This is a genomic window from Patescibacteria group bacterium (assembly GCA_041671645.1).
Classification (GTDB): Bacteria; Patescibacteriota; UBA1384; order XYA2-FULL-43-10; family 1-14-0-10-43-13; genus JBAZBD01.
Map to the genome: position 1 here is coordinate 288986 of JBAZBD010000001.1, position 15522 is coordinate 304507.

Sequence of the window (15522 nt, forward strand, 5' to 3'; positions counted from 1 at the left end):
GATTTAAGAATTATTGATGAATCAGGTTTTTTACATCGAAGCAGATGAGGAGATAACGAAAGTTATCAAACGGATGAAAAGCTCCGACAAAGAGGGCGTGATTTTCGTGATCCCTCGTGGCAGTAGCTTGGGCCAGAGTGTCGTAAATCTGAAATTGCTCAAGAGAAGCGCCCGTGACACGAAGAAGGCTTTGGGTATCGTGACCTCTGATTCAGCGACCAAAAATTTGGCTGACCAAATCGGCGTGACCGTATTTTCCAAAGTGAGCGAGGCAGAAAAAGCGCCACTTGACATGGAGAAAGCTGTAGATAAAGCGAAAGATACGGCCAATCTCAAAGTGAATACTTACCAGAAATATAGTCTTGGCGGTGCGAGCGAGTCGGCCAAGGAAGATGAAATTAATGCTCCAGAGCCGAAAGCAGAAGAAGAGCCCGAGGATGAGGCGGCTGTTCTGGAAGCTGGACAATCAGAGGAAGCGGAGTTATCTTCAGAGGAAGAGGAAGTGCCAGAGGCAGTCGAAAGTCGAAAGTCGAAAGTCGAAAGTGAGGAAGCAGAAGAGGAAGTCGAAAGTCAGGAGCAAGACGAACAGACAGAAGAACCAATTAAACCGCGCAAAGAGCCAGAGGCGGCTCCGGAGTTTAAGAAAGTGAAAGATATGAGGAGAAAAAGCAAAAAACCATTGATTATTTTGTTGTCTGCTGTTGTCCTTGTTGCCCTTGGCGCGGCCTATGTTTTCCTACCGAAAGCCAGTATTTCTCTACTTGTAGACAGCCGAGACGTCTCGCTTGATTACAAGGTAATAGTCGACAAAAATCAGGACAGCGCAAATCTCGAAAAAATGTCATTCTCAGGTCAAATTGTTGAATTGTCAAAGGATGGCGCCAAACAATACGACGCAACTGGCGCCAAGGATATGGGAACGAAAGCTAGCGGTACAATTACCATTACCAATTCTCTGCTCACAAACCAAGTCTTGCCTGCTGGCACGAAGGTCACGTCAAGTGATGGCAAAGTTTTTATTATCGCAAAAGGAGTGATTGCGCCTGCAGCAACTTTAATTCAAGCTACTTGCAAGGTTTCGCTGACTGGGACAGTGGAGTGTGATAGCAACCCAGGCACGATCGATGCTGGCGTTACAGCTGATCAGAATGGTGAAGCCTACAATCTGGCCGTCAACACGAGTTTTACTGTTGGCAAGATGACAGCCACCAACAAAGCGGCTTTTGTCGGAGGTTTGACCAAAACACAGAAGTTTGTGACGGAGGAAGATCTCGCAAACGCCTCCAAAGACCTATCGGCCAAAATCAAAACTGATAATGCCGCCGAGTTTACAAAGTTAGTGACTGATAGCAATCTCAAGGTCTTTGAGAAAAGCCAGGGCGAAGAAGTGATTACTCAGAGCGCGGACAAGAAGGCAAATGACGAAGCTGATGTGTTTCAGTACAGCATGAAACTCAAGATGTTTGCGGTCGGCTTCGAAGAGTCAAATTTGGAGGAATTCGCAACCAAATATATCGAGTCCAACATTCTAGCCGACGAAGCGGTTCTGGATCAGAAGAGTGTCTCAACCACTTATAAGTTTGCGGATGCGAGCTTGGCTAACGGCACAATCAACCTAGACATTACTAGCGCGGCCAAAGTCGGACGCAAGATTGACGTCGCAAAGATCAGGAGCAGCTTGGTCAACAAAAGCAAGACGGAGGCAAAGAATTATCTGATGGGACTGCCTGGAGTGAACGAAGCGACGGTCAAGGCGACTCCTTCATCTCTACCGCTCTTGCCATATTTCAAGAACAATATTTCAATAAACTTTGATTACAAAACAAAATAATATGTATTTGGCGATTGATTATGGCACGAAGCGAATAGGGGCAGCGATCGGAGAGATGATACCAACTGGGCTCCCGATCATATTGAATGAAGGCGAAAAAGCCGTGTTAAGGCTTCTCGAGATTATCGAGAGAGAAGAAATCAGCGCGATCGTTGTCGGTTTGCCGACTCGCTCTCAGGGCGAAGAAGGCACGATCTCTCCAGAGATTAGAGAGTTTGCTCGGAAGCTAAGTGAACAAGCCCACAAGCCCGTTTTCTTCGAGCCAGAGGAGCTGACATCGATGGAGGCAGAGTCCATGATCAAGCAAAATAATTTGAAATATGCAGTTGATGAATTGGCGGCTGTTCTGATCCTGGAGCAGTTTATCAATCGAGTGAATCATGAAGGTTATGATAATTTAAAGCCGGATATTGGAGTCGTTTGATGGAAGAAAAAAAGAAGAAAAGCAAAATAATTTGGTGGGTCATGGGAATCGTCCTGACACTAGCGCTTGTAGCCCTCGCGCTTGTTTTTTTCTTTTTAAGCGGCGTCAGAGCGACGAACAGTTTGAGCGAGCCGACATTGATTCTGGTAAAGAACGAGGATGGAATTAATGGGATCTCTGACAAGTTGATCTCGAAAAATGTCATCGCAAGCAAAAAATTATTTTATTACTACGCCAAATTCAATCTGGTCACGATCAAGGCTGGCTATTATGAATTTCCCTCTGGCGCTAGTATCGTCTCTGTCGTCAACCAGCTTCGAGATGGCAAGACCAAGATTGTGAAGTTGACCTTTCCGGAGGGATTTCGAGCCGAGCAAATGGCGATCAGATTGGCAGATAGCAAAGTCGTCTCTTATGCAGATTTCTTGATCGCCGCTCGGAAATATGAAGGTAAATTGTTTCCTGATACATACTTTTTCAATCCGATTATGACTGGCGAGGAAGTGGTGAAGATGATGCTGGATGATTATTCCGATCGAACCAAAGATTTGGTTGTGACAAATCATAATCTGATTGTCGCTTCAATCGTCGAGAAAGAATCATCGAATGACGCTGATCGACCATTGATCGCCGGAATCTATTTAAATCGCGTCAAGGCTGGCATGAAGTTGCAGTCTGACCCGACCGTTGCCTACGGTCGCGACACAAACGCCCTGGCCAAGTTGTCTGAGTCGGCCCAGAAGGAGTACACTTTTTGGAAAGCGGCCAAGACGGTGGAATTTACGAGTGTGATTTCGCCATACAATACTTATCTAAATAGCTTGCCCATTGGCCCGATCTGCAATCCAGGGATCAAAAGCATTGAAGCGACGTTAAACCCACAAACTAGCAACTATTATTACTTCCTCTATGGGCGGGACGGCAAGATTTACCCGGCCAAAACTCAGGCCGAGCACGAAGCCAATGTTGCTAAGTATATGTAAATCAGTTTAATTGCATTTTCTCAAATAAAAAACCGCCACGATGTAATATCGGAGCGGTGGATTTGGCGAGGGAATTTAGTCGCTCTCTCCAGATTTTTCCTTGGATTTTGCATTGATCCACATTATGACCATGATAATGATCAAGATTGGCCAACCAAATATCAATCTTCGCATGAGAAGGGACACAAAAGCTAAGCCCAAGATGTAAACGAATGCGATGATTAACAGAAAGGTTAACATGGCATTTCTCCTTCGGCAGGAATTTTCACTGCCAGAATGGATTTAAGCGGGTTGACCTTCCTTGGTCTCGAGTTCGAGTATGGCCTCCCAGGTCTCGCCCGAAACCGTGATCACGGAAACACCATTCTGGCATTTCATGAGAACATCTTCAGAACTTTGGCGATCGCCTGGCCACAGGAACGTAATGACACTCGCGATGGCAATGATCACGGATATGATTCCGCATAGGGCGAAAAATATCAGTGTCAACGGCCACCAGATGATGGCCAGATCTGATTCTCCATCGTCGAAGATTAGCCCGAGGAATATGACCATTCCGCAGTAGATGCCAAGACTGATGGCTAAAGTGTACATATGATACCTCCAAAAATATTTTCCATCCTTGGATTGGTAAACAATATAACAAATACCTCTAAATGTCAAGAAATTTCTCTCTGTTCAGCAGTGTTTCGATTGAAAGATTGGAGACATCATGATATTGACCGCAGTTACGAATTGAATTAAACTGGAGAGGCTCTGGCAGAAAAGGATTGCAGATTAAACAGATAACAGATGAGGCGGTATTATCGGTCATCGGTAAGATCAGCCATCCTTTTTTGTATGAGAAATCCATTTTCAAAATTATTAGGCCATTTCTCCCATGACATCGGGATTGATTTGGGCACGGCCAACACCCTGATTTATGTCCGAGGGCGTGGCGTTGTGATTCGCGAACCTTCCGTGGTAGCGATCAACAAGCACACCAAAGATATTTTGGCTGTTGGCGAAGAGGCCAAGCGGATGGTCGGCCGAACACCATCTCATATTGTGGCGATCCGCCCGCTGGTGGACGGCGTTATTTCTGACTTTGAAATTACTGAGCAGATGCTCAAATACTTTTTTGATCGAGTTCACAGAGAGAAATTTGCTTTCATCCCTCGTCCTCGAGTTGTGATTGGCATACCGCACAACGTTACCGAAGTAGAGCGTCGTGCTGTTGAGGAGGGCGCGATCAACGCCGGTGCGAGAGAAGTCTATCTAATCGAAGAGCCGATCGCAGCCGCCATCGGGGCCAGATTACCAATCCAGGACGCGTCTGGAAGCATGATTATTGATATTGGTGGAGGCACGACCGAAGTGGCGATTATCTCTCTCGGTGGTGTGGTCGCTTCACGCTCACTCAGAATCGCTGGGGACGAAATGAACGAAGATATTATTCAATATGCTAGAGACAAGTTTAATCTCCTTCTGGGCGAGCGAACGGCCGAGGATATCAAAATCAAAATCGGTAGTGCCATGGAGATGAAAGAAAAACTTGAGGCTCCCATGCGTGGGCGGGACTTGGTAACAGGACTGCCCAAGGAAATTATCGTGAGCGACACTCAGATTCGAGAAGCGATCAAGAAATCAGTAAATCAGATATTGGAAAGTATTCGTGCGACGATGGAAGAATCTCCGCCAGAATTACTTGCCGATATTATGGATCGCGGAATTGTTCTCTCCGGCGGCGGCGCGCTCTTGCGTGGGCTTGACCATCGAATCGCGATCGAGACTCAAACTCAGGTTATCATCGCTGACGACCCGCTGACCGGGGTGGTCCGAGGTACGGGAATGGTCCTGGAGGATATCGAGATGCTTCATGATGTCCTGTTGCCAAGAGAATTTAATCGATAGAGATGAACAAAAGAGCCAAACAATTGATCATGTCATTTGTCATTTTGCTCCTCTGCCTGATTGTATTCTATGGGCCGATCAAGCAGGTCTTTCGAGGTGCGTTTTCGGCTTCAACTCGATCCACTCGCGGTTTTCTGGCCCAAAGCGGCATGAACTTCCGGCACAGCTTTGACTTCATTTTCAAGATTAAGGATCTAAGAAATGAAAATGAAGAACTCTCCAATAAATTACTTCAGCTAGAAGTTGATCACAGTTATACTGCCGAGCTCGAGATTGAAAATGCAATGCTGAAAAAGGAGCTCGGTTTCCTGTCTGAAGCAGAAAAGGGAAGCCTCGTCCCAGCTCGAATTATCCAGCGCGACCCGATCGCTTTCTTGGACTATATCGTCATAGACAAAGGGGAGAAGGACGGTATCGCTCTCAGGGCGGCCGTGGTCTACAACAATGTCCTGGTCGGACAGGTAAGCGAAGTTTTTTCGACTTCCGCCCGAGTTACTTTGATCACGAGCAAAGATTCAATGGTGCAGGCGATGCTTCAAAATTCTCGATCAAATGGGCTTCTCAAAGGTGGCATTTCTGGTCTATATATTGATAATATTGTCTTGGATACCGAATATGTGGCAGGGGAGAATATTATAACATCCGGGCTCGGCGGGACGATGAAACAGGGGATTTTGATCGGGACGGCCGGCAAAGTCGAATCATATTCGTCGGGAATTTTCAAAAGCATCGAAGTCCAGCCATTGGTAGATTTGTCAAAATTAGAGATGGTATTTGTAGAAAAATGAATTATTTCAAAAACATCATTATCATTTTAGCATCGTTCCTGACGGTATTGTTTGACGTCGCGTTTTTCTCAAATTTCCAATTTTTCGAAGCGAATGTTCTCTCTTGTGTCGCTATCCTGTTTACGCTCGCGATTTTTGACAAGAAAGGACGCTGGCTTCTTTTGTACGCTCTCTCCACAGTATTTTTCTTTGCGATTCTGTCCTCATTGCCCTTGTGGGTGATTCTGCTTGATTTCCTCCTCTTGCCAGTATTTCTCAACTTGATCCGCCGCCGCTTTTTCCCAGAACCAAATGTTTTCACCCTGCTGTTTTTCTCAATACCCTTCCTAGCCTTACTGGGGACAGTTATCCTGGCTAGCGCTACCGAATTCAGCTTTCCGGTACTGAAAGTCCTACTGGCCTTCGTGGTCGCCAACCAGGTGTTAGTATCGCTTGTCGCTGGATTTTATTTGTTGGTGGGAAATTTTTATCTCAAAAGAATTGGTTTTATCAAAACTTGAATATGGATATTTTTGGAAATTTCTACAAACTCAAGGGCGACAAAGAAGTTAGAAAAGTTCAGTCTAAGGCTGAGCTTGATTTTTCGTATTCAGATGTCGCCTCGCTTCCGGTGGGCAAGATCGAGAGCGTGGCCAAGCCTGTTTCTCTCAAAATATTTCAAATCGTCATAGTCTTGGCCTTTGCGCTTTTGCTCGGTCGTCTTTTCACGATCCAGGTGACCAAGGGAGAAATCAACCAAAAGTTGGCCGAGGGCAACCGAATTCGTCCTCGTATTCTCGAGGCGGCCAGGGGAATTATTTCTGATGCCAACGGTGTCTGGCTGGCTCGAAACCGTGCCTCCTTTGCCTTGGCGGTTTACCCCTCCGATCTGCCGAAGAATAAGGTGGAGCGTGAGCAGATCTATGCTCGGCTTGCCGAATTAACTGGCCTTGCCGCGGCTGAGATCAAGACTGAAGCAGAGAAAAATACTCTGGCTTCACTCGATGAAGTGATTATCAAAGATAATATTTCGCATGACGATGCGCTGATTTTGGAAGAGAAGGCCAACGGTTTGCAGGGCGTTTTTGTGGCCAAGAAGCCGACGAGGGAATATCAGAGCGTCGCGGGGATGGCTCATCTTTTGGGTTATACCGGTATCATTTCGGAGAATAATTTGAAGGAGCATCCAGAGTATTATTCCTCAGACAAGATCGGCAAGACTGGCCTCGAGGCGACTTATGAGGATTATCTGCGGGGTGTACACGGCATAGAGCAGATGGAGGTTGATTCGAAGGGTAATGTCGTCAAGATTTTGGTCAAAGAGGAGAATCAGCAACCAGTGTCGGGTGACAATCTGGTTCTGAACCTCGACTTTGATCTACAAACGAAAGCGGCGGAGGCATTGCAAAGGGGATTGGACTCGGCCAAGGCGGCGACTCAGGTAGAAGCTCTGGGCGGAGTGGTCGCAATAATGGACGTGAACAGCGGTGCAGTTAAATCCTTGGTTTCACTGCCTAGCTACGATAATAATATTTTTTCTACCAAGATTAGCGCAATTGATTATCAAACAATAATCAATGACCCGAATCTGCCGATGTTTAACCGCGCCACCATGGGGGTTTACCCTCCTGGGTCAGTTTCAAAGATTATTTTGGCCTCTGCCGGGCTGGCTGAGGGCACTATCACCAAGAATACTTCGATTGTGACACCGGCGGCCATTACGATTGGCGAATATGTTTTCCCAGACTGGAAAGACCACAGTTACGAATCGACCAACGTTGAGCGCGCAATTGCCGAGTCCAACAATGTATTTTTCTATTCACTAGGTGGCGGGTATGACAAGATCAAGGGCTTGGGTATCGACAAGATCAAGAAATATTGGCAATTGTTTGGCTTGGGTCAGCCGACTGGAATTGATCTGACCAGCGAGGCGAGTGGTCTCTTGCCTGACGCAGCTTGGAAAAAGAAGGTTCAGAATCTGCCATGGTATTTGGGTGATACTTATCATGCCTCGATCGGCCAGGGCGATCTATTAGTGACTCCCTTGCAAATGCTTCGGGCGACTGCGGCTATAGCGAACGGGGGCAAATTAATCAGTCCGCAGATCGTGAACAGAGTGGTGGCACCCGACGGCCAAGTCGTGAAAACTTTTGAGCCTCGGGTAGAGAATCCTAGTGTGGTGCCTGCCGACGTAATCAAAACAGTCCAGGAGGGCATGCGACTGACAATTACCGACGGCTCGGCCCGTAATCTTAGCGATTTGCCCTTCTCTGTTGCCGGCAAAACTGGCACAGCCCAGTTTCTAAACAATCAGAAGACCCATGCTTGGTTTGAGGCCTACGCGCCATACGAAAATCCAGAAATCGCAATATTAGTAATGGTCGAAGGTGGAGGCGGCGGTCACGAAATCGCCGCTCCGGTAGCAAAAGAAATTTTGCAGTACTATTTTAGTAAAAAGTAAGTTGATTTTCCGTGCTCGATATTGTAAGTTCTCTCTAGGGAACCAAATTTTTGGCTTGAAAGGAGCAAATTATGGCTAAGCTTGCGTTACTGTCCGTCTACAATAAGGACGGCATTGTCGAGTTTGCTAAGTCGTTAATCGAACTTGGCTTTTCAATCATCTCTTCTGGCGGCACTGCCAAGTGTCTGCAGGAGAATGGTGTTGAGACTTCTCTTGTCGCTGACTTAGTCGGCGGCGGTCCGATCCTCGGTCACCGTGTTGTCACTCTTTCGCGGGAAATACACGCAGCGCTTCTGGCTACCGAGAAAGATAGCGAAGAGCTGGCGGAGCTGGGCATTCCTCGGATCGATCTGGTCTGCGTCGATCTTTACCCACTACAGGATGAGATTGACAGACCTGGTGCCACTCTGGAATCGATCATCGAGATGACTGATATCGGCGGTCCGTGCATGCTGCGCTCAGCTGCCAAGGGCAATCGCATCGTCATCTCCGACTTTGCTCAGCGAGTGAAGGTTCTCAAATGGCTTAAAGATGGTGAACCAAATCCTGAATTCATCCGGAACAGCCTTGCAATCAGGGCCGAGGAAATCGTTGCTTATTATTGCTTGGTTTCCGCAAAGGCCAGACGCGATCATGCACCCGATTTTGATTAAGCTAAACTCTGAGGCTAGTTAAGTATATCTTGCTAGCCTATTTTATTTGGCAAAAATAAAAATCCCCCGCCAGCTAATGCTGTGGGGGTGGGAGTGGAGGAAGAAATTATCCTGCAACCCAGCCGTTGAGGCCGTGTTCCTGTTGAGCGGAGTGGGAGCAGATGTAGAAATCTGCATATTCCCAGAGTTTTTCAATCCGCTGGCATCCTTGCGCGTACATTCCTTCAACGATTGCGGCTTGCATTTCTGCAATTTTGTCGCTGATAGGACCACAGGCGGGAACCCAGATCTCTCCGCCGGCCGGCAGACGGGTATTTTTCAACCCGTGATATTCGCGCTGCTTGAGCTTGAGCGAGTGCTCGATTTCTTTCGGCGAGCCCATGCCACTATAGAGGCAGAACTCCTTACTTTTCCATTTTCCGAAATATCGATGGTACCGTTCGGGGACATCTTCTTTGCGAAATCGTTTGCGTGGAGCGGGCGATTCGTCGCATCCCGCGAACTGATTCCCCATCATTACTGCACTGGCGCCGAGGGCCAGAGCGATAACGATCTGTCCGTTTGTCTCGATCCCTCCGTCTGCAATAAGTTGCACTGACCGATTACTAACGGCCAAGGCTCGAGCAACCTCGCGAATGGCGGTTGCTTGGGGCACGCCGTTTCCGGTCTGTGTCCGATATATACAAATATGGCCGGGACCAATCCCAACACGCAATGTGCTGGCGCCTGCGTCTATTAGGTAAGAGGCGGCGTCGTAAGTGGCAATATTCCCACCCATCGTTACAATATGAGGGAATTCTTGTTTCAGGGCACTAACCACTTTGCAGACTTGAGCAAGCGAGTCGCCGTACCAGTCTGCGTCTGCGTCGGCCGTGTCGCCGAGGATCAAGTCGGCGCCTGCTTTTACGGCTCTTTCGACCAGCCGCATCAGTTTGAGAAACTCTGTTCCGTCTCGATAGCTCAAGTCTAGAGCCACCCCAACAGGGACTTCGTGTTGTTTGGCCCGAAAGATTGTCTCAATCAGGTCATCGGGAAGATATGAACGGGGCAAAATACCAAGTGCGCCAGCTCTACCGGCCGCAATTGTAGTTTCAAGCCCTGTTACGGATCGCATCGGTGAAGTGATGATTGGAACTCGGAGTTGCAATTTTCTGTCCAAATTAATTGATGTATCAACTTGGGCAGGGAATATTGAGCTGTGCCGTGGTTTCAATATCAAATCGCCGTAAGAATATCCTGGGTCAAATTTTGTTGGCATTGTGCCATACCTCCTCTCGCAGTCTCGCGGATATTAGAAGGATAATAGCACAATTAAGCGTTATTGCAACTTTTGATTGATTGGGAGAGATGCTCTGACCTGGCATTTTCTCTCTCAAACTATTGACAAAAGTGATCTAGTTTGAGAAACTGGTGGCGAATTTATAAGGGGTTCTGCCGCACGATTAGTCGTGTGACAATTTTTTTAGAAAGGGTCCGAAAATGAGCAATTACGTCACAAAAGAAGGTCTGGAAAAACTGAAAATCCAGCTCGAGGAAACTAGGAACAAATTAAAAGAAACCAGTATCAAGATCAAAGAAGCTCGCGAACTTGGTGATCTTTCAGAAAACGCTGAATATCACGAAGCCAAGAACGAGCAGTCTTTTTTGATGGGCAAAGAAGCCGAACTTGATCAAAAAATAAAGAATGCACAGGTAATCGAAAAATCAGGCAAGACTGATGTTATCATGGTTGGCTCGACTGTGAAGATTGACGATGATGGTGAAATCATGGAGTACGCACTTGTCGGATCTGACGAAGCTGACCCGATGAAGGGTATGATCTCAGTCGATTCTCCAATCGGCGCATCATTGATCGGTCACAAGAAGGGCGACAGCATCGAAGTGAAAACTCCAGGCGGAAGCTCAATGTGCAAGATCATTAGCGTCAGCTAAAGCTTCGCCATAAGGGATTACCCCGAAGGGGACCCTTCGGGTCGGATTGAACAAATTACGAATACTATACGAAAACAGCGGCTCTTGGGCCGTTGTTTTTTGTCGCGAGCTCTTTGCTTCATTTCCATTTTCATTTATGCTATAAATTAAATAAGTCCGTAAAGTCCATAAAGTTCGTAAAGTCATAAAGTTCAAGGAATAAAATGCCACAAGATTTGGGTGCGACCGAAAAAGAGCTTATCGAAAATAGAAAAAGCAAGATCTCTGATCTTATCAAGTTGGGAGTAGATCCATTCCCTTCCGAAACCGGAAGAAACACCACTGCCGCCGAGATTATTGACCAGCAGGATACATTGATCAAATCAGAAAAAGAAGTGACTGCGGCTGGCCGTATTATGGCTCGTAGGGGGCATGGCAAGCTTTGCTTCGTTGATTTAGTTGACGAGTCGGGCAAAATCCAGGCGGTGCTTCGAGCGGACTTCCTACCAGAAAAAGATTTGGAAGTTGTCGCTCTGCTCGATGCTGGCGACTTTCTAGAGGTTACTGGCAAAGTTTTCGTGACCAAAGCAGGGGAGCTTTCGATCGAAGCTCATGCGGCCAAGATTTTGACCAAGTCAATCCGTCCGCTTCCCGAGCAGTGGTTTGGCCTGAAAGACGTCGAGACGAGATACCGAGAGCGTTATGTCGATCTGATTGTCAACTCAGAAGTCAAAGAGAAGTTTTATATTCGGTCCAAAGTCATCCAATCATTACGCGAATTCCTTATTGGCCAGGGCTTTATGGAAGTAGATACGCCTGTTCTCCAACCAATTCCTGGCGGAGCCTCAGCAAAGCCATTTCAGACCCATTACAACGCCTATGAGACGGATGTATTTCTGCGGATTGCACCAGAGCTATATTTGAAGAGATTGGTCGTCGGAGGATTTGAAAAAGTTTTCGAATTCGCCCGAAGCTTTCGCAATGAAGGTGTTGATGCGACTCACAACCCTGAGTTTACAAATCTCGAATTCTATTGGGCCTATGCTGATTATGAGAAATTGATGAATCTGACTGAAGAGATGATCCGTTCTGTTGTTAAATCAATCAATGGCGGAAAGCTTGAGATGGAGCTCGATGGCAAGCAGATTGATTTTGGCCAAAAATTCACAAGAGTTACATTTGACGAGTTAACCCACGGGCAGAATACTGACGCTGCATTTAAGGAAGGCGTAGCTAAGATTGTGGCTCCAACATTTGTGACCAACCATCCGACTGAGCTTATTCCGTTGGCCAAGAGAAACGCCAAGAATCCAGAGGTTGTCGACACTTTCCAGCTTGTTATAAATGGCTTGGAGATGGCCAAAGCTTTCTCGGAGCTGAACGACCCTGTTGACCAAAGAAACAGATTTGAGGCGCAGATGAAACTTCGCGAGAAGGGCGACCAGGAAGCTCAGCTGATTGACGAGGATTTCCTAAAGGCGATAGAATATGGCATGCCACCGACGGCTGGGTTCGGTATCGGGGTAGACCGCTTCGTCAGATTGCTCACAAATTCGAAAACCTTGAGAGAGATATTATTCTTCCCATTCATGAAATAAAAACATTGGAGATGTATGCTGGATATTAAGTTAATTCGCGAAAACCCAGAAGAAATTAAGAAAGCTATTGCTCGCAAAGGATCGGAGCCAGCTCTAATTGACGATGCACTCGATCTGGACAAACGTCGCCGAGATTTGACGGTCAAAATCGAAGATCTCCAAAGCAAATTGAATAAACTTTCCAAGGACGTAGTTTCACTTCACGGCCAGCAGAAGATCGATATTATCAACGAGGCCAGCACGGTCTCAGAGAAGATCAAACAATTGAAGCCGGAACTGGATAAGACCAATATCGAATATCGAAATATCATGATGGAGCTTCCCAACCCGCCTGCTAAAGAGGTGATTGATGGAGAGTCCGACAAGGATAATACTGTCAACCGCAAATGGGGAGAGCCAACCAAGTTCGATTACAAAGTCCAAGATAATGTTGAAATCGGTTTGAACCTTGATCTTATAGATACCGAAAGAGCTGGCAAAGTGGCAGGCTCTAGGTTCTATTATCTGAAGCGCGAAATGGTCGTCTTGGAGATGGCGTTGTTCCATTATGCTCTCGATACATTGATGGCCGAGGGATTCATCCCGATGATACCTCCCGTCATGCTCAACAAGGCCTCAATGGAGGGCGCTGGATACTTGCCGCAGGGCGCGGACGAGATCTACAAAACACAAGATGACTTGTATCTGGTTGGCACAGCTGAGCAGCCGCTGGCGGCCTATCACTCAAACGAAGTCTTGGCCGAGAAGGAATTGCCGCTTCGATACGCGGGCATCTCTACTTGTTTTCGTCGTGAAGCGGGAAGCCATGGCAAGGATGTTCGTGGGATTCTGCGAGGTCACCAATTCAACAAAATTGAGATGTTTTCCTTCACCAAGCCAGAGGATTCTGCCAAGGAGCATGATTTTCTAGTATCACTAGAAGAAAAAATAATGCAGGGGCTAGAACTTCCATATCAAGTGGTCAATATTTGTGCCGGCGACCTGGGCGCTCCAGCGTCGAAGAAATTTGATCTTGAAGTTTGGATGCCAGGGGAGGAGGCCTATCGTGAGACGCACTCTTGTTCCAATTGCACCGATTTCCAAGCTCGACGTTTGAATATCCGTTACAAGACCAAGGCGGGCAAGACTGAATTCGTTCACACTTTGAACGGTACTGCCTTTTCTGAGAGACCATTGATCGCAATTCTGGAAAATTATCAAGAGAAGGACGGTTCGATTAGAGTTCCCAAGGTGCTCCAAAAATATTGTGGATTTGATGTAATTAAAAGATAGGAGGAGGCTTATGAAGGTTGAGTTTCACATCAAGGAGATCGTAATCACGGCCAAACAAAAGTCGTTGATCGAAAAGAAAATTTTAAAGTTGAAGAGATATATTAAGGACGAGCCACTCGTCGTCGACGTTTATCTGCGAGACGAGACTAGCGCCGAAAAGGGTGGAGTAGATCAGTCGGTTGAATTGTCAGCTACATTTGGGACTGAGAAAATGTTTGTCAAAGAGATCGATGATCGTCTGATGAGAGCATTTGCCTTTGCATACAAGAAGCTAGAGAGAAATTTACAAGAATTTCATCGCAAAAGAGTCGACTTCAGCCAGGGTAAAGAGGGCCGCATCAACAAGCTTCTCAAAAGGTTTGGACTAAGAAGATAAATTTGGACTCAGAGCAAAATTTCGCAGGTGGACACACTTGCGTTATTTTGTGTTTGTGGTATGGTTTACACGTTTTCGAACCTTGAAATTACATCCTTTGGGCTTAATTGTTTATCTTTTCGTAGGTAATCAGCTAAGCCCAAAGGGCTACTTATCCTCATAGTGAGGAATAAGAGTGGTCGTGGCGGACGTAAAAACGCTAAAGGGAATGCCATGAAAAAAGAGGCATCTTTTAAACAAGGGAAGCACCTAATGGGATTGCTCCCTGAAGATGGAGACCAACTCCAGGCGCTCGCAGAAAACTGGGATTTGGTCAATATGCTGATGAGTGTATCGGACCCTAAGCTGATTGATCGGAATGCGCTCCGCGCCTTTCTGACCAAATCCAAGCAAACTGTCAATCCGCATGCTGATCAGATCGAAAAATCGACGTGGGATTATCCGTCGAACTTCGAGATGAAGGACTGGAAAACACAGTTCAATATCCTGAACGACATCTACCCCGGCTTCAACGCCGACGGATTGCAAGAGATGGCTGAAGGTTGGCTTGCCGACAAAGCGATTTGGGAAGAAACCTATGATTGCTGGATCCATGATGCCAAGAAGCCTCTCTACGATGGGCTGCTCGTTTTTCTACTTCCTGGTCGTGTTGCCAAAGCCAGGTTGAGCTCAGATCTGTGGTCTGATATCAAGAAAGGCCGCGAAGGTGAGGGCGTCTGGGGTCAACTCTGCGAAGAGATGCTTTTCCCACATTTCGCCGAAAATGATCGCTACAATGGTTTTGTAAATTGGCGCGAGGGCAAGATGGGTTCGGATCATTTCCATCCAACTGTTCCCGTTGCCATTTGGCTCGAACAACTGGAAGCTCAGGCCAAAGGAGACTTTGTCTGTCGTCCATACAGTTTTGGCCGAGCTACGGCAGGACACTCAGTCCAAAGCAGTCGCTGGCATATCGAGAATATTCACAATGGCATTTCTGGTCCGACTTGGATTAATGGCCAAGCGCTCCAGACTCATCCGGAACGTCTGCCTAATGCTAGCTGTCTCTGGATGAACAATGGCGGTGACCAATACCGTTTGGCGGACGGTCTCAGGTTCCTGGACACTCCTTACTTCTGCCGCAGTGACGACGGGCTCGCCTTTGGCACGAGCGATATCTTTGTCACCCATGACAAGTATGGTTTTGGCTTCGTCCGCAGGTAGTTCTCTCCCTGTAATATCTTTTCCGGGCCTCGTCATAGACGAGGCCTATTTTATTTTCATCTTCTTGGTTGAACTAAAATGAGCTTAATGATAGTATAAGACTGGTTCGCACTAGTAAATTTTCAGTTTTTAATTATCAATTTCAAAACA

The 15522-nt window shown here is 46.8% G+C and carries 16 protein-coding genes; 13 read left to right on the forward strand and 3 right to left on the reverse strand.

Annotated features, from left to right (window positions below; all coding sequences use genetic code 11):
* Nucleotides 1–16: 16 nt before the first annotated feature.
* From WC227_01440 to mltG, 3 genes are read left to right on the forward strand one after another with little or no spacing between them, the layout of a single operon-like run.
* Nucleotides 17–1831 (forward strand): hypothetical protein, encoded by a 1815-nt coding sequence (locus WC227_01440; GenBank protein ID MFA6963359.1) that lies wholly within the window; start codon nt 17–19, stop codon nt 1829–1831.
* Between the two features lie 7 nt (nt 1832–1838).
* Nucleotides 1839–2255, forward strand: coding sequence for a Holliday junction resolvase RuvX (gene ruvX / locus WC227_01445; protein ID MFA6963360.1), 417 nt, complete (start codon nt 1839–1841; stop codon nt 2253–2255).
* Complete coding sequence (gene mltG / locus WC227_01450; protein MFA6963361.1) at nt 2255–3238, forward strand: endolytic transglycosylase MltG; 984 nt, start codon at nt 2255–2257, stop codon at nt 3236–3238. Before ruvX ends, mltG begins: the two co-directional genes overlap by 1 nt.
* Nucleotides 3239–3313: 75 nt before the next feature.
* Here mltG and WC227_01455 read toward each other — a convergent pair whose 3' ends face one another.
* Together WC227_01455 and WC227_01460 are read right to left on the reverse strand one after the other, a co-directional pair.
* Nucleotides 3314–3478 carry a hypothetical protein gene (locus tag WC227_01455; protein MFA6963362.1) on the reverse strand — a complete coding sequence of 55 codons (165 nt, stop codon included), beginning with the start codon at nt 3476–3478 and terminating at the stop codon, nt 3314–3316.
* Between the two features lie 42 nt (nt 3479–3520).
* Nucleotides 3521–3832 (reverse strand): hypothetical protein, encoded by a 312-nt coding sequence (locus WC227_01460; GenBank protein MFA6963363.1) that lies wholly within the window; start codon nt 3830–3832, stop codon nt 3521–3523.
* Between the two features lie 246 nt (nt 3833–4078).
* On the opposite strand from WC227_01460, the gene WC227_01465 reads away from it, so the two are divergent.
* The 5 genes from WC227_01465 (at nt 4079) to WC227_01485 (ending at nt 9012) form a co-directional block, all read left to right on the forward strand.
* Entirely contained in the window at nt 4079–5131 is a 1053-nt protein-coding gene (locus WC227_01465) for a rod shape-determining protein (GenBank protein ID MFA6963364.1), read from the forward strand.
* Between the two features lie 2 nt (nt 5132–5133).
* Complete coding sequence (gene mreC / locus WC227_01470) at nt 5134–5919, forward strand: rod shape-determining protein MreC (GenBank protein ID MFA6963365.1); 786 nt, start codon at nt 5134–5136, stop codon at nt 5917–5919.
* Nucleotides 5916–6419 carry a hypothetical protein gene (locus tag WC227_01475; GenBank protein MFA6963366.1) on the forward strand — a complete coding sequence of 168 codons (504 nt, stop codon included), beginning with the start codon at nt 5916–5918 and terminating at the stop codon, nt 6417–6419. Before mreC ends, WC227_01475 begins: the two co-directional genes overlap by 4 nt.
* Nucleotides 6420–6421: 2 nt before the next feature.
* Nucleotides 6422–8359, forward strand: coding sequence for a penicillin-binding protein 2 (gene mrdA, locus WC227_01480; protein ID MFA6963367.1), 1938 nt, complete (start codon nt 6422–6424; stop codon nt 8357–8359).
* Nucleotides 8360–8430: 71 nt separating this feature from the next.
* Complete coding sequence (locus WC227_01485; GenBank protein ID MFA6963368.1) at nt 8431–9012, forward strand: hypothetical protein; 582 nt, start codon at nt 8431–8433, stop codon at nt 9010–9012.
* A 106-nt stretch (nt 9013–9118) separates the two neighbouring features.
* Here the strand turns inward: WC227_01485 and WC227_01490 are convergent, their stop codons facing one another.
* Nucleotides 9119–10270 carry a guanosine monophosphate reductase gene (locus WC227_01490; GenBank protein MFA6963369.1) on the reverse strand — a complete coding sequence of 384 codons (1152 nt, stop codon included), beginning with the start codon at nt 10268–10270 and terminating at the stop codon, nt 9119–9121.
* A 221-nt stretch (nt 10271–10491) separates the two neighbouring features.
* On the opposite strand from WC227_01490, the gene greA reads away from it, so the two are divergent.
* The 5 genes from greA to WC227_01515 all read left to right on the forward strand — a co-directional run bounded on the left by greA (nt 10492) and on the right by WC227_01515 (nt 15372).
* On the forward strand, nt 10492–10944 hold the full coding sequence (gene greA, locus WC227_01495; protein MFA6963370.1) for a transcription elongation factor GreA: 453 nt from the start codon (nt 10492–10494) through the stop codon (nt 10942–10944).
* A 203-nt stretch (nt 10945–11147) separates the two neighbouring features.
* Nucleotides 11148–12521: a lysine--tRNA ligase gene (locus tag WC227_01500; protein ID MFA6963371.1), complete on the forward strand. Its 1374-nt coding sequence runs from the start codon at nt 11148–11150 to the stop codon at nt 12519–12521.
* A 15-nt stretch (nt 12522–12536) separates the two neighbouring features.
* On the forward strand, nt 12537–13793 hold the full coding sequence (gene serS / locus WC227_01505) for a serine--tRNA ligase (GenBank protein ID MFA6963372.1): 1257 nt from the start codon (nt 12537–12539) through the stop codon (nt 13791–13793).
* A gap of 10 nt (nt 13794–13803) precedes the next feature.
* Nucleotides 13804–14169, forward strand: a complete 366-nt coding sequence (locus WC227_01510) for an HPF/RaiA family ribosome-associated protein (GenBank protein ID MFA6963373.1) — start codon at nt 13804–13806, stop codon at nt 14167–14169.
* 213 nt (nt 14170–14382) lie between these two features.
* Nucleotides 14383–15372: a hypothetical protein gene (locus WC227_01515; GenBank protein MFA6963374.1), complete on the forward strand. Its 990-nt coding sequence runs from the start codon at nt 14383–14385 to the stop codon at nt 15370–15372.
* Nucleotides 15373–15522: the final 150 nt, after the last annotated feature.

Excerpts from the sequence above, each read along its gene's own strand:
- WC227_01440 (MFA6963359.1), top strand. The coding sequence starts at position 17 with ATGAATCAGGTTTTTTACATCGAAGCAGATGAGGAGATAACGAAAGTT.
- mltG (MFA6963361.1), top strand. The coding sequence starts at position 2,255 with ATGGAAGAAAAAAAGAAGAAAAGCAAAATAATTTGGTGGGTCATGGGA.
- WC227_01455 (MFA6963362.1), bottom strand. The coding sequence starts at position 3,478 with ATGTTAACCTTTCTGTTAATCATCGCATTCGTTTACATCTTGGGCTTA.
- WC227_01460 (MFA6963363.1), bottom strand. The coding sequence starts at position 3,832 with ATGTACACTTTAGCCATCAGTCTTGGCATCTACTGCGGAATGGTCATA.
- WC227_01465 (MFA6963364.1), top strand. The coding sequence starts at position 4,079 with ATGAGAAATCCATTTTCAAAATTATTAGGCCATTTCTCCCATGACATC.
- mreC (MFA6963365.1), top strand. The coding sequence starts at position 5,134 with ATGAACAAAAGAGCCAAACAATTGATCATGTCATTTGTCATTTTGCTC.
- WC227_01475 (MFA6963366.1), top strand. The coding sequence starts at position 5,916 with ATGAATTATTTCAAAAACATCATTATCATTTTAGCATCGTTCCTGACG.
- mrdA (MFA6963367.1), top strand. The coding sequence starts at position 6,422 with ATGGATATTTTTGGAAATTTCTACAAACTCAAGGGCGACAAAGAAGTT.
- WC227_01485 (MFA6963368.1), top strand. The coding sequence starts at position 8,431 with ATGGCTAAGCTTGCGTTACTGTCCGTCTACAATAAGGACGGCATTGTC.
- WC227_01490 (MFA6963369.1), bottom strand. The coding sequence starts at position 10,270 with ATGCCAACAAAATTTGACCCAGGATATTCTTACGGCGATTTGATATTG.
- greA (MFA6963370.1), top strand. The coding sequence starts at position 10,492 with ATGAGCAATTACGTCACAAAAGAAGGTCTGGAAAAACTGAAAATCCAG.
- WC227_01500 (MFA6963371.1), top strand. The coding sequence starts at position 11,148 with ATGCCACAAGATTTGGGTGCGACCGAAAAAGAGCTTATCGAAAATAGA.
- serS (MFA6963372.1), top strand. The coding sequence starts at position 12,537 with ATGCTGGATATTAAGTTAATTCGCGAAAACCCAGAAGAAATTAAGAAA.
- WC227_01510 (MFA6963373.1), top strand. The coding sequence starts at position 13,804 with ATGAAGGTTGAGTTTCACATCAAGGAGATCGTAATCACGGCCAAACAA.
- WC227_01515 (MFA6963374.1), top strand. The coding sequence starts at position 14,383 with ATGAAAAAAGAGGCATCTTTTAAACAAGGGAAGCACCTAATGGGATTG.